The sequence below is a fragment of the Rhizobium sophoriradicis genome, assembly GCF_025200795.1.
Classification (GTDB): domain Bacteria; phylum Pseudomonadota; class Alphaproteobacteria; order Rhizobiales; family Rhizobiaceae; genus Rhizobium; species Rhizobium sophoriradicis.
Genome location: NZ_CP104152.1, coordinates 1,335,853 through 1,349,484, shown reverse-complemented (window position 1 = coordinate 1,349,484; position 13,632 = coordinate 1,335,853). Strand labels below are relative to the sequence as shown.

General features: G+C 62.6%; 8 protein-coding genes. 4 read left to right on the top strand and 4 right to left on the bottom strand.

Annotated elements, in window-relative coordinates:
• Positions 1-36: 36 nt before the first annotated feature.
• The 3 genes from prfB to N2597_RS06615 all read right to left on the bottom strand — a co-directional run bounded on the left by prfB (position 37) and on the right by N2597_RS06615 (position 5,419).
• Positions 37-1,168, bottom strand: a protein-coding gene (prfB, locus tag N2597_RS06625) for a peptide chain release factor 2 (protein WP_183596731.1) whose coding sequence is annotated in 2 segments (ribosomal slippage) — positions 37-1,098 and positions 1,100-1,168 — 1,131 coding nt in all. Because the reading frame shifts where the segments join, the coding sequence is not laid out codon by codon here.
• 100 nt (positions 1,169-1,268) lie between these two features.
• Complete coding sequence (locus tag N2597_RS06620) at positions 1,269-3,728, bottom strand: penicillin-binding protein 1A (RefSeq protein WP_183596734.1); 2,460 nt, start codon at positions 3,726-3,728, stop codon at positions 1,269-1,271.
• 416 nt (positions 3,729-4,144) lie between these two features.
• Positions 4,145-5,419 carry an N-acetylmuramoyl-L-alanine amidase gene (locus tag N2597_RS06615; RefSeq protein WP_183596738.1) on the bottom strand — a complete coding sequence of 425 codons (1,275 nt, stop codon included), beginning with the start codon at positions 5,417-5,419 and terminating at the stop codon, positions 4,145-4,147.
• Between the two features lie 622 nt (positions 5,420-6,041).
• On the opposite strand from N2597_RS06615, the gene N2597_RS06610 reads away from it, so the two are divergent.
• Together N2597_RS06610 and N2597_RS06605 are read left to right on the top strand one after the other, a co-directional pair.
• Positions 6,042-8,918 carry an Rne/Rng family ribonuclease gene (locus N2597_RS06610; protein WP_183596741.1) on the top strand — a complete coding sequence of 959 codons (2,877 nt, stop codon included), beginning with the start codon at positions 6,042-6,044 and terminating at the stop codon, positions 8,916-8,918.
• A gap of 141 nt (positions 8,919-9,059) precedes the next feature.
• Positions 9,060-9,269: a type II toxin-antitoxin system VapB family antitoxin gene (locus tag N2597_RS06605; protein ID WP_077993441.1), complete on the top strand. Its 210-nt coding sequence runs from the start codon at positions 9,060-9,062 to the stop codon at positions 9,267-9,269.
• 273 nt (positions 9,270-9,542) lie between these two features.
• On the opposite strand, the gene N2597_RS06600 is transcribed toward N2597_RS06605, so the two are convergent.
• Positions 9,543-11,201: an acyl-CoA dehydrogenase family protein gene (locus N2597_RS06600; protein ID WP_183596744.1), complete on the bottom strand. Its 1,659-nt coding sequence runs from the start codon at positions 11,199-11,201 to the stop codon at positions 9,543-9,545.
• Between the two features lie 179 nt (positions 11,202-11,380).
• Between N2597_RS06600 and N2597_RS06595 the strand changes: the two genes are divergently transcribed.
• The gene (locus N2597_RS06595; protein WP_038688250.1) at positions 11,381-12,337 is read left to right on the top strand and encodes an aspartate carbamoyltransferase catalytic subunit; all 957 of its coding nucleotides are present in this window, start codon (positions 11,381-11,383) and stop codon (positions 12,335-12,337) included.
• Positions 12,334-13,623, top strand: a complete 1,290-nt coding sequence (locus tag N2597_RS06590; RefSeq protein WP_183596747.1) for a dihydroorotase — start codon at positions 12,334-12,336, stop codon at positions 13,621-13,623. The genes N2597_RS06595 and N2597_RS06590 overlap by 4 nt, the downstream gene beginning before the upstream one ends.
• Positions 13,624-13,632: the final 9 nt, after the last annotated feature.

Here is a 13,632-nt window from a genome sequence, read left to right as displayed (position 1 = left end):
CGGGGCCTTCTCGTCATTCGATCTCGCAACTACCTGTCAGTCGACATCCTCGACGACCGCGTCGGCGGCGCCACTGATGCGGTGGGCAAGGGCCGCTTCCATGAATTCGTTCAGATCGCCGTCGAGCACGTCATCAGGAGCGGTGCTGGCGACGCCGGTGCGCAGGTCCTTGACCAGCTGGTAGGGTTGCAGCACGTAGGAGCGGATCTGATGGCCCCAGCCGATATCCGTCTTGGAAGCGGCTTCGGCGTTGGCGGCGTCCTCCCGCTTCTTCAGCTCGGCTTCATACATGCGGGCGCGCAGCATGTCCCAGGCCTTGGCCCGGTTCTTGTGCTGGGAACGCTCCTGCTGGCACTGCACGACGATTCCGGTCGGGATATGGGTGATGCGCACGGCCGAATCCGTCGTGTTGACGTGCTGGCCGCCGGCGCCCGACGAACGATAGGTGTCGATGCGGCAATCGCTTTCGTTGATCTCGATCTGGATCGAGTCGTCAACGACGGGATAGACCCAGATCGACGAGAAGGAGGTGTGGCGACGCGCGTTGCCATCGTAAGGTGAGATGCGCACCAGACGGTGGACGCCCGATTCCGTCTTCAGCCAGCCATAGGCGTTGTGTCCCTTGACGAGCAGGGTTGCGGACTTGATGCCCGCCTCTTCGCCGTCGTGAACTTCGAGAAGCTCGACCTTGAAGCGCTGGCGTTCGGCCCAGCGGGTATACATGCGCAGCAGCATGTTCGCCCAGTCCTGGCTTTCGGTGCCGCCGGCGCCGGAATGAACTTCGAGATAGGTGTCGTTGCCGTCGGCCTCGCCGGAAAGCATGGCTTCCACCTGGCGGCGCGCGGCCTCGGCCTTGAGGGCCTTCAGCGTGTCTTCGGCTTCCTTGACGACACTCTGGTCGCCCTCTTCCTCGCCAAGCTCGATCAGCTCGATGTTGTCGTTGAGCTGCTGTTCGAGCTGCTTGACGCCGTTGATGCCGTCATCCAGCTGCTGGCGCTCGCGCATCAGCTTCTGCGCTTCGGATGCGTCGTTCCAGAGGTTCGGATCCTCTGCCTTGTTGTTCAACCAGTCCAGTCGTCTTATCGCCTGGTCCCAGTCAAAGATGCCTCCTCAGCAGGGTGATAGCCTGCTTGGTTTCATCGACCACGTTTTCGATTTCGGCTCGCATTTTCCTGCTTCTCTGTCTCGGTCTTTCAAGTGCTGGTGACATAGAGACGCCCGCCGCGGATGTAAAGGCCCGCAGCAGGCTTCAAAAATTAGGGCGACGGTCAGAAGAGACCGGGTGTGCCGGTCTGGACGGCCTGGTTGGCCTGCGGCGAGGTCTTCAGGATTTCTTCCGGCGCCATGGTGCTGTCCATGCCGATGACGTTGAAGCTGTCGGCTGGGCCGGTGCCGGGCTTGAAGGCCTCGATGATGGTGTTCGGATCGCCGTCGACGGCGGCCATACCGGTCTTGCGGTCGATCGGGATCAGGTTCATGCCCGGCGGAATGACGAACTTCGATTCCGGCGTGTCCTTGACGGCGGCCTGCATGAATTCGTTGAAGATCGGGGCGGAGAGACCGCCGCCGGTGCCGCCGCGGCCGAGCGGACCCGGCGTATCGAAGCCCATATAGAGGCCGGCGACCAGATCCGGCGTGAAGCCGACGAACCAGGCATCCTTCTCGTCGTTGGTGGTCCCGGTCTTGCCGGCGACGTCGCGGCCGCCGAGATCGATCTTGCCGGCGGCGGTGCCGCGCTGAATGACGCCCTGCATCATCGAGGTGATCTGGTAAGCGGTCATCGGATCGAGAACGGTTTCGCGGTTATCGACGACATTCGGCTCTTCCTGGTTCTGCCAGTCGCCGGCATTGCAGCCCTCGCAGAGGCGCTCTTCATGCTTGAAGATCGTCTTGCCGTAGCGATCCTGGATACGGTCGATCAGGGTTGGCTTGATCTGCTTGCCGCCATTGGCGATCACCGAATAGGCCGAAACCATGCGCAGCACCGTTGTATCGCCGGCGCCGAGCGACATCGAGAGAACCGGCAGCATGTGATCGTAGATGCCGAAGCGTTCGGCATATTCGGCAACGATATTCATGCCGAGATCGTTGGCGAGGCGCACCGTCATCAGGTTGCGCGAATGCTCGATGCCCGAACGCAGCGTCGACGGACCGCCGGATTCGCCGCCGTAGTTTTCCGGCCTCCAGACCTGGCCGCCCGAGACGATTTCGATCGGCGCGTCCATGATGACGGAGGCCGGCGTATAACCATTGTCCATCGCCGCCGCATAGACGAAGGGCTTGAAGGAGGAGCCCGGCTGACGCATCGCCTGGGTGGCGCGGTTGAATTCGGACTGGGCATAGGAGAAGCCGCCGACCATGGCGAGGACGCGGCCGGTCTTCGGATCCATGGCGACCAGGCCGCCCTGCACTTTCGGCGGCTGGCGCAGACGATAGGAGGTCGACGACTGATCGCCGAGCTTCTCGACATAGATGACGTCGCCCGGGTTCAAGACGCCGGCCGGCGTTTTTGCGGTCTTGCGCGCGCCGTCCGCCGAACGGTAGGCCCATTGCATGTTCTTGGCGTCTATCGTGCCGCGTTGCCGGTCGGCCGCGACCTTGCCGCTGCCGTCCTTGCCCGGCTGCAAGCCGATGTCGACATTGCTATCCGATGCGGCGAGCACGACGGCGAGACGCCATTCCGGCACGTCGGAGAGCGCAGGAATATCGGCAAGCGCCTTGCCCCAGTCGCCGCTTGCATCGATCTGCTTGATGGGCCCATGAAAACCGCGGCGCTCGTCATAGGTCACGAGGCCATCCTGCAGCGCCTTACGGGCAGCAAGCTGCATCTGCGGATCGAGCGAGGTACGCACGGAAAGGCCGCCCTCGTAGAGGACCTTCTCGCCATATTGATCGATCAACTGACGGCGCACGGCTTCGGCGAAAAAGTCGGAAGCGAAGAGCGATGGACCTGTGCTGCGGGCGGTAACGCCGAGCGGCTGCTTCTTGGCTTCCGCGCCGTCGCTCTGGCTGACATAGCCGTTCTCGACCATACGGTCGATTACCCAGTTGCGGCGCTCGAGCGCAGCCTCGGGATGGCGGAAAGGATGATAATTGGCCGGACCTTTCGGCAGCGATGCCAGATAGGCGGCTTCGGCAACGGTCAGTTCGGTAACGGATTTGTTGAAATAGGTGAGCGCGGCGCCGGCGATGCCATAGGAATTCATGCCGAAAAAAATCTCGTTCAGGTAGAGCTCGAGAATCTTGTCCTTGCTGTAGGCCTGCTCGATGCGGAAGGAGAGAATTGCTTCCTTGATCTTGCGGTCGATCGTCTGATCCGAGCTCAAAAGGAAGTTCTTGGCCACCTGCTGGGTGATCGTGGAGGCGCCGACCGGGCGGCGGCCGGAACCAAAATTCTGCAGATTAACGAGGATTGCGCGGCCGAGGCCGGTCAGGTCGACACCCGGATGGTTGTAGAAATTCTTGTCTTCAGCCGACAGAAAAGCGGCCTTGACGCGGTCGGGGACGGCCTGGATCGGCAGGAAGAGACGCTTTTCCTTGGCATATTCAGCCATCAGAGCGCCGTTCCCGGCATGCACGCGGGTCGTGACCGGCGGCGCGTAGCTGTTCAGAACGGCATAGTCCGGGAGATCCTTCGCGACATTGGCGAGATAGATGGCAATACCCGCCGCCGCGACCAGAAACAGGACGCAGGCCATTCCGAAGAAATATCCAACAAGTCTAACCATATTTTCAGCTACCGGTCTCTTCGATCGTCAATCGGCACAGACGCAACGATTGCACAGATCAAGGCAATTTGCACGTTGCGCGCGGCTTACTCCATGAGCGCTACCGCTACAAGCCGATTCCGCGCTTCAGGCGGTGAAACATAAGCCGGAGTAACGGCGTGAATGTGAGCAAAATAGGGCCCTCCCCGCCGCATTCACCGCTGAGGTCCCGTTTCATCGCGACTGTCACATCCAAGCAACGCCCTGCCCGCCGCCAATCCGCAGCGCGTGCCTGCGAAATTGATTCAAGCGGCACACTCAACTCTTTGTTTTTATGGTTATCGACCTCACTCAACCGGCCGGCGCCCTGACAGGGCTGGGCCGCGCGTCTCTCAAAGACGCAAGGGAGACTGTAACACTCTGAGCTGCTGCACGCATCAACCGCCATTTGCAACGACGCCGCTGCGATACCGCTTCACGGCGTCGGTCAGCAGATCGGCCATCTTGCCGCGCCAGCTCTCATCGAGCAACAGTTTCTCGTCCTCGGCATTCGAGAGAAATCCAAGCTCGAGCAGGATCGAGGGCACGTCGGGGGCCTGCAGAACGCGGAAGCCGGCATGGCGGTGCGGATTGTTGATGGTACCGACCTGATCCTTGAAGGAATTCAGCACGCTCTCGGCCAGCGAGATCGAGAAAGCCTGCGTCTCTCGCCGCGTCAGGTCGAGCAGGATGTCGGCGACTTCGGGAGGCTCGGCGACCGTTTCCTTGCCGGCGATCTGGTCGGAGAGGTTTTCGCGTTCGGCAAGATCGGCGGCGAGCTTGTCGGAGGCCTTGTCCGAGATCGTATAGACGGTCGCGCCGCGGATATCCTTCTGCTTCAGCGTGTCGGCATGCAGCGAAATAAACAGGCCGGCATGGTTCTGGCGGGCAATCAGCACGCGCTGCGAAAGCGAGAGGAACTCATCATCATTGCGGGTCAGGAAGGCTTTGATGCCCGGCTCCTTGTTCAGCCGGTCGGCCAGAGCCTTGGCGAAGGCGAGCGTCACCTGCTTTTCCTCGGTCTTGGTATCGACGCCGATCGCGCCGGTATCGATGCCGCCATGGCCGGCGTCCACGGCGATGACGAAATCCCCGGGGGCGGTTTTCGCAGGTGCGGGAATGGCACTCGTCGTCTGGGCCGCGGCATTCCGATCATTCCAGGCCCGGTCGCCCCATGATTGCGTCTTGACCAGTTCGGCAAAAGCCTGCTTGTCGATCATCTCGGCCTCAAGCACCAGCCGATGCCCCTTGCCGGCCTCATCGGCCTGCACCTTGGCGAGGGAAAGCTTCGCCGGCCTTGCCGCTGTCAACACGATGCGGGCGCTCTCCTCGTCCATCTTGCCGTAGCGGATGTCTCTGAAGAGGCCGCGGGCGGCCAGATCCTTGCCCGGAAAGCCAAAGGCGGTCGCCGGCAGGTCGATGACGATGCGCTCAGGATTGGCGATATAGTGAACTAAAAACCGCGGTTCGCGGTCGAAATCGATGACAATCCGTGTTCTGGCGTCATCGCCGATGATGCGCGCGCCATAGGCAAGCAGCGGATCCCTCGTCTCGGCCGAACCCGCCACATTAGGCAGAATACAGCCGGCAACAAGCACCGCCGTCATCAGCCGCCTTACCAATGTCGATCGCCGCGTTGCGGACTGCGCCGCGATCCGAGCCCTCTTAAACAATAAACCGCCACATCCTATTTATAGCGCGATGGACCGAACATGGCCGTGCGCACGCCCGAGAGCGAAACGCTTTGCCGCCTGCCGAATCGCAATCGCTTGTCCCCAGCTTCTATGTGTTCCGAAATCCATCAATATTATGGCACATTTGGCTTTTCCCTTGCTATTGTGACAGAGAAAACATACAACGCATTTTAGGGTAGAAGTGTTGACGGGATAGAGTCGCCGCAAGGGCTGCCAGCCAGATCTGGACCTGGCGCCACATCGGTCATCGTCCGCCGTCTCATGCGTTTCAACCCCAGTACTGGATCCTGATTTTCCGGCTTTTTGTCGGAACTTCATTGGTGGATCAGCCACCACGCTCTCAGGGAGCAACCTCATCGGACCCGAAAAGGGTCTTCGTATTTGTCGATCACGCTTGGTTGTTGATGGTTTCGCAGCAGGTTTTATCTGAAGTGTACAGGCCCCGGACCGAAACGGTTCCGGCTGCGGTCTGGCTGCTGCTCTCCTCTTCGCGCCAGGCGCGACTTTCATTATCCGGCGCGGCCACGGTGGACCGCATTCTTTCTGTTTCTACAGCAGTCGGGAATGCGCTCTCGCGGCCACGCCGAGGAGCACAGCTTACATGGCAGACAAAATGCTTATCGATGCGTCTCACGAGGAAGAGACGCGCGTCGTTGTCGTTCGCGGAAACCGCATAGAAGAATTTGACTTCGAGTCGCAGCACAAGAAGCAGATCCGCGGCAATATCTATCTCGCAAAGGTAACGAGGGTCGAACCCTCGCTGCAGGCCGCCTTCGTCGATTACGGCGGCAACCGGCACGGCTTCCTGGCCTTCGCCGAAATCCACCCCGATTATTACCAGATACCACTTGCCGATCGTCAGGCGCTGCTTCGGGCCGAGGCCGAAGAGCACCGCCGCGACGAAGACGTCGAGCATGTCGAAACCGCACCGATGGTCGACCTTTCGACCCAGGACCAGCCGGATGTCGGCATCGTGCCTGCGGAAGCACCGGTTGCCGTAGCCGACGAGATTGCGCCGCCTGCCGAGGCCGAGGCAGCGCCCGAGGCCGCCGAGGAAGCGCCGGCCAAGAAGGCACGGCCGCGCCGCAGCCGCAAGAAGGTCACCGAAGCGGCTGCCGAAACGACCGCGACCGAGGACGCCGTGCCCACAGACGTCGAAGCCGAAGGCGCTTCGAACGTTGACAACGAGGATGACGGCTCGACCGGCGGAGCAATGGCCGCGATGGTGGAAACCGACTCGATCTCCGAAGACGTCGATACCAGCAAGCGTCGTCACGATGACGACGATGACGATGACGATCACGGCGAAGAGGAAGTCATCGAATCCGTCGGCGCCGAAGACGCGATGGAAGAAGTGCCAGACCGCGTGCAGCGCAAGCCGCGCAAGCAGTATCGCATCCAGGAAGTCATCAAGCGCCGGCAGATCCTGCTGGTGCAGGTCGCCAAGGAAGAGCGCGGCAACAAGGGCGCGGCGCTGACCACTTATCTCTCGCTCGCCGGCCGCTATTCCGTGCTGATGCCGAATACGGCGCGTGGCGGCGGCATTTCCCGCAAGATCACCAACCCTGCCGACCGCAAGCGCCTGAAGGAAATCGCGCGCATGCTCGAAGTGCCGCAGGGCATGGGCGTCATTCTGCGCACCGCCGGCGCCAACCGTACCAAGGTCGAGGTCAAGCGCGACTTCGAATATCTAATGCGCCTGTGGGAGAACGTGCGCACGCTGACGCTCGCCTCCACCGCTCCCTGCCTGGTGTATGAGGAAGGCTCGCTGATCAAGCGTTCGATCCGCGATCTCTACAATAAGGATATCGGTGAGATCATCGTTGCCGGCGAAGAAGGCTATCGTGAAGCGAAAGACTTCATGAAGATGCTGATGCCGAGCCACGCCAAGGTGGTTCAGCCCTATCGCGACATCCACCCGATCTTCTCGCGTTCGGGCATCGAAGCCCAGCTCGACCGCATGCTGCAGCCGCAGGTGACGTTGCGCTCCGGCGGCTATCTGATCATGAACCAGACGGAAGCGCTGGTTTCGATCGACGTCAACTCCGGCCGCTCGACGCGCGAACACTCGATCGAGGACACGGCGCTGCAGACGAACCTCGAAGCGGCGGAAGAAATCGCCCGTCAGCTTCGCCTGCGCGACCTCGCCGGCCTGATCGTCATCGACTTCATCGACATGGAAGAAAAGCGCAACAATCGCGCCGTCGAGAAGAAGCTGAAAGAATGCCTGAAGAACGACCGTGCCCGCATCCAGGTCGGCCGGATCTCGCATTTCGGCTTGCTCGAAATGTCGCGCCAGCGTATTCGCGCTTCGGTTCTCGAATCGACCACGCAAGTCTGCTCGCATTGCGCCGGCACCGGTCACGTCCGTTCGCAGTCCTCCGTCGCGCTGCATGTCCTGCGCGGCATCGAAGAGTATCTGCTCAAGAATACGACGCACAACATCACCGTGCGGACCACCCCCGACATCGCGCTCTACCTGCTCAACCACAAGCGCCAGACGATCGTCGATTATGAGAGCCGCTTCGGCGTGGCGATCGTCATCGATGCGGACGGCTCGGTCGGTGCGCAGCATTTCGCTATCGATCGCGGCGAGGCCGTGGAAAATCCGGTCAAGATCGAAACGCTCTTCAACTTCGCAGCCATTCCCGAGGATGACGACGACGACATCATCATCGAGGCGGAAGAGGACGAAGACGAGGAACTCGAGGAAAAGCCGGCTGCTGCCGAACGCGCCGCCACGGCCCGCTCGGAAGGCGAAGGCGACGGCAATCGCAAGCGCAAGCGCCGCAGGCGCCGCCGCGGCCGCAACGGCAATGCCGACCAGCCTGTATCGGCTGCGGGCGAAGCCGGTGATGGGGACGAGGACGGCGACGACGAAGGCGCCGAAGGCGATGAAACCACCGGCGCTGCGCCCGAGGACCGTGCCGAAAACGACGACTCACAGCGCCGCAAGCGCCGTCGTCGCGGTAAGCGTGGCGGTCGCCGCAATCGCGCCGAGGACGGTTCCGAACTGACGGCCGGTGAAGCCGGCGAAGGCAACGGCAGCGATGAGGACGAAAGCGACGATGTTTCGAACGACGTCGCTCCTGCCGAAGCTGCAATCGTCGAGACGGTTGCCGAACAGCCCGGCGAAGACCAGGCCGCAGCGGCCGCCGTCGAGGGTGCGGCCGTCGTCAGCGAGGAAGTGAAGCCCGCCCGTGGTCGCGGCCGCCGCAAGCCCGCCGCATCGCCGGTCGAGGCGCTTGTGGTCGAAGCCGAAGCAGCACCCGCCTCCGAAGCCGAGCCGGAGTTGGCCGAGGCCTCCGCCGACCTTCAAACGCCTGCCCAGGAAGAGGCAAAGCCGGTTCGCGCCAACCGCGAATCCAACATCGCCTCGTCCGAGCCGACGGTGAAATCAACCCGCAGCGAAAATGGCGAAAGCGACGACGGCAAGCCGAAGAAAGCCGGCTGGTGGCAGCGCCGTGGCTTCTTCTGAACGCTGATTTTCGGACGTAAATGAGAAAATCCGGCCGCGGCGACGCGGCCGGATTTTTGTTTATTATGGTGCTTGTTTAGCAAAGTTGAACCCTGGAGGCTGGGCGTGTACCTTGACGATATTGGTATACGCGGGGTGATCATGCGGATGACGATCGATATCGATGATGGCTTGCTCGACGCCGCAATGATCGCCACGGGATTGGCGACAAGAGAGACCATGGTAGAACTGGCTTTACGAAATCTCGTCGAGAGGTACCGCCGGAAAAATGCGATCGCAGATCTCGCTGGATTAGGCTGGGAAGGCGAGCTGGACGAGATACGTCGCGACCAGCCGGACGGCAGACGGTGATTGTCCCAGGTGGTCGCGGTGCCCAATCGAGCCGAGCGATAGCAATGCGGTGCGTCGACGGCTGCCCCTCACCCTAACCTTGCCGGGGTCAAGCCGCTGGTCTCGACCCGTCCTGCGGACCCCCGTTCTGACGGGAAGAGGGAACGTGCCCTGCGAGACGTTGGCGAGAGACCGAGAGCTTGCGGCATGTCCCCTTCGCCCCGTTTTACGGGGAGAAGGTGCCGGCAGGCGGATGAGGGGCGGTGCTCCGGCTCGAGCTGTCCCCGCCTGCGGTCAGCCCGCCGGCGGATAGAGAAGATCGACGATGTAGCTGGCGTCGAAGCGGGAATCGAGCATGCCGTAGGTGGAGCGCCAGCCGCCGGCAAGGCGGGTCTCGATGAAGGCATCGGCAATGCGCCCTGCCCCGAGCCGATAGAGTTCGGCGGCACCGGCCGCAAGCGCCAACTGCTCGACGAGCAGGCGCGCCGCACCCTCATCCTGTTCGCAGAGCGCGATGGCGGCGCGCAGCACGTCGATCGTCTTCTTGCCGGCGGGTCCGAGATCGCGGGCAAGGCCGGCAAAAACCGTCTCGAACAGGTCCTTGCCTCGGTTGAGCACACGCAGAACGTCGAGCGCCATGACGTTGCCGGAGCCCTCCCAGATCGCATTGACGGGAGCCTCGCGATAGTGCCGGGCGATCGGGCGTTCCTCGATGTAGCCATTGCCGCCGATGCATTCCATCGCTTCATAGATCAAAGCGGGCGAGATCTTGCAGCACCAGTATTTGGCGACCGGCGTCATGACGCGGGCATAGGCCGCCTCCTCGGCATTGCCGCGCGCCTTGTCGAAGGCATCAGCAAGGCGGAAGGACAGCGCGGTGGCGGCGGCAACGTCGAGCGCCATGTCGGCAAGCACGCGCGTCATGATCGGCTGGTTGACGAGCATCTTGCCGAACACGCTGCGGCCGCGCGTGTGGTGCACGGCCTCGGCGAGCGAGGCACGCATGATGCCCGACGAGGCCAGTGCGCAATCGAGACGGGTCAGCGTCACCATGTCGAGGATGGTGCGGATGCCGGCATCGGAGCCGCCGAGCAGAAATCCGAACGTGTCTGAGAATTCGACCTCGCAAGAGGCATTGGAGCGATTTCCGACCTTGTCTTTCAGCCGCTGGAACTGCAGGCCGTTGGCCGAACCGTCCTCAAGAAGGCGCGGCACGAGGAAGCAGCCCATGCCCTCCTTGGTCTGCGCCAGCATGATGAAGGCATCGCTCATCGGCGCGGACATGAACCATTTGTGGCCGGAGAGCCGGTAGATGCCTTCGCTGACCTTTTCGGCGGCGCTTCGATTGGCCCTGACATCGGTGCCGCCCTGCTTTTCCGTCATGCCCATGCCGATGGTCACCGCGGACTTCTGCATGGCGGGGCGGTTGGACGAATCATATTTGCGCGAGAGGATCTTCGGCGCCCAGTCCTTTTGCACCGCGGGCGAGGCAGAGAGCGCGGCAACGGAGGCGCTGGTCATCGTCAGCGGGCAGAGATGGCCGGTTTCCAGCTGCGCCGTCAGATAGAAGCGCGCGGCGCGAACCTTGTGGGCCTCGTCCTTGGCGTCGGTATCGGCCTGCGGATCCCAGACGGAGGAATGCAGACCGACCGACATGGAGCGGCGCATCAGCGCGTGCCAGGCCGGATGGAATTCGACAACGTCGAGGCGCTCGCCGCGCGGGCCATGGGTGCGCAGCTGCGGCGCGCCCTGATTGGCCATGCGCGCCAGTTCCTGCGCCTCCGGCGAGGTGACGTAGCGGCCCATGTTTTCCAGATCCTCGCGGATGCCGCGCGGCAGGGCCGCCGTCAGATCGACGATCAGCGGATCGGACCGGTAGGCGTTGATGCCGGACCACAGGCTCGGCTGGTTGAGTTCTGCGAGTTTGTCGTCAGTCCGGTTGGCGGAGGTCATAATTCGCTTCTAGTGTAAGAACCCGGCAAAGGGAAACCGGAAGTTATGATTCGGTTCATTCTGCTCTATCGGAATTCTGGCGAAAATGCATGGGGACATAAGCCTTTGCCCACAGCGCATGCTTGCCCCGGCGGGCCGCACTCTTTATAGACCCGCCAGAGACAGCAAGAGGCAGGGTCATGGTCTTTTTCCCCCACCGCCACCTCATCGGCATCAAGGGCCTCACCGAGCAGGATATCACCTATCTTCTCGACAAGGCCGACGAAGCCGTCAAGATCAGCCGCCAGAGAGAAAAGAAGACGTCGACACTCCGCGGGCTGACGCAGATCAACCTCTTCTTCGAGGCATCGACCCGCACGCAGGCCTCCTTCGAACTTGCCGGCAAACGGCTCGGCGCCGACGTCATGAACATGTCGGTCGGCAACTCCTCCGTGAAGAAAGGCGAAACGCTGATCGACACGGCGATGACGCTGAATGCGATGCGCCCCGACGTTCTTGTCATCCGCCATTCGAGCGCCGGAGCGGCCGCGCTGCTCGCCCAGAAGGTCTCCTGCTCGGTGGTCAATGCCGGCGACGGCCAGCACGAACATCCGACCCAGGCGCTGCTCGACGCGCTGACGATCCGCCGCGCCAAGGGCAAGCTCTCGCGCATCATCGTGGCAATCTGCGGTGACGTACTGCATTCGCGGGTGGCGCGCTCCAATATCCTGCTGCTCAATGCGATGGGCGCACGCGTGCGCGTCGTCGCGCCGGCCACCCTCCTGCCCTCCGGCATCGCCGAGATGGGCGTCGAGGTCTTCCACTCGATGAAGGAAGGGTTGAAGGACGCCGACGTGGTGATGATGCTGCGGCTGCAGCGCGAGCGCATGTCGGGCGCCTTCGTGCCGTCGGTGCGGGAATATTATCACTTCTACGGACTCGACGCCGAAACGCTGAAGGCGGCGAAAGAGGATGCGCTGGTCATGCATCCGGGCCCGATGAACCGCGGCGTCGAAATCGCCTCCGAGGTGGCAGACGGCCCGCAGAGCGTGATTGCCGAACAGGTGGAAATGGGGGTCGCGGTGCGCATGGCCGTCATGGAGACGCTGCTCGTCTCGCAGAACCAGGGTCCCCGAACCGGCGGAATGAAGGCATGAGCAACCCGATCGTCCTTAAGAACGTCCGCATCGTCGATCCCTCGCGCAATCTCGACGAAATCGGCACGATCATCGCCGAAAACGGCGTCATTCTTGCCGCCGGCAGCGCAGCTCAGAACCAGGGCACGCCGGACGACGCCGTCGTGCGTGACTGCGCCGGTCTCGTGGCCACACCGGGCCTCGTCGATGCGCGCGTCCATATCGGCGAACCCGGCGGCGAACACCGCGAGACCATCGCCTCAGCAAGCCGGGCAGCGGCGGCCGGCGGCGTCACCTCGATTATCGTCATGCCGGACACCGATCCCGTCATCGACGACATCGCTCTCGTCGAATTCGTCAAGAAGACGGCGCGCGATACCGCCGCCGTCAACGTCTATCCGGCCGCCGCCATCACCAAGCATCTTGCCGGCGAGGAAATGACCGAGATCGGCCTGTTGATGCAGGCGGGCGCCGTCGCCTTCACCGATGCCCATTCCAGCGTTCACGATACGCAGGTGCTGCGCCGGATCATGACCTATGCGCGTGAATTCGGCGCCGTCGTCTGCTGCGAAACACGCGACAAATATCTCGGCGCCAATGGCGTCATGCATGAGGGGCTTTTCGCCAGCTGGCTTGGGCTCTCCGGCATTCCGCGAGAAGCCGAACTCATCCCGCTCGAACGCGATCTTCGGATCGCAGCGCTGACGCGGGGCCGTTATCATGCCGCGATGATTTCCGTGCCGCAATCGGTCGAGGCGATCGAGCTTGCCCGCAGCCGCGGCGCCAAGGTGACCTCCGGCATCTCGATCAACAATCTGGCGCTCAACGAGAACGACATCGGCGAATACCGCACCTTCTTCAAGCTCTATCCGCCGCTGCGCCCGGAGGACGACCGGGTCGCCATGGTCGACGCGCTGGCGCGCGGCGCCATCGACATCATCGTCTCCGCGCATGACCCGCAGGACGTCGATACGAAGCGCCTGCCCTTCGGCGAAGCGGCGGACGGCGCGGTCGGCCTCGAAACCATGCTGGCGGCTGCCCTCAGGCTTCACCATGGCGGCCAGGTCAGCCTGATGCGCCTGATCGACGCCATGTCCACCCGGCCGGCGGAGATTTTCGGCCTGGATGCCGGCACGCTGAAGCCGGGTGCTGCCGCCGATATCACGCTGATCGATCTCGATGAGCCTTGGCTTGTCGCCAAAGACATGCTTCTCTCCCGCTCGAAGAACACGCCGTTCGAGGATGCGCGCTTCAGCGGGCGGGCGGTCGCGACATACGTCTCGGGAAAGCTTGTCCACACACTTTAGGGACCGGCT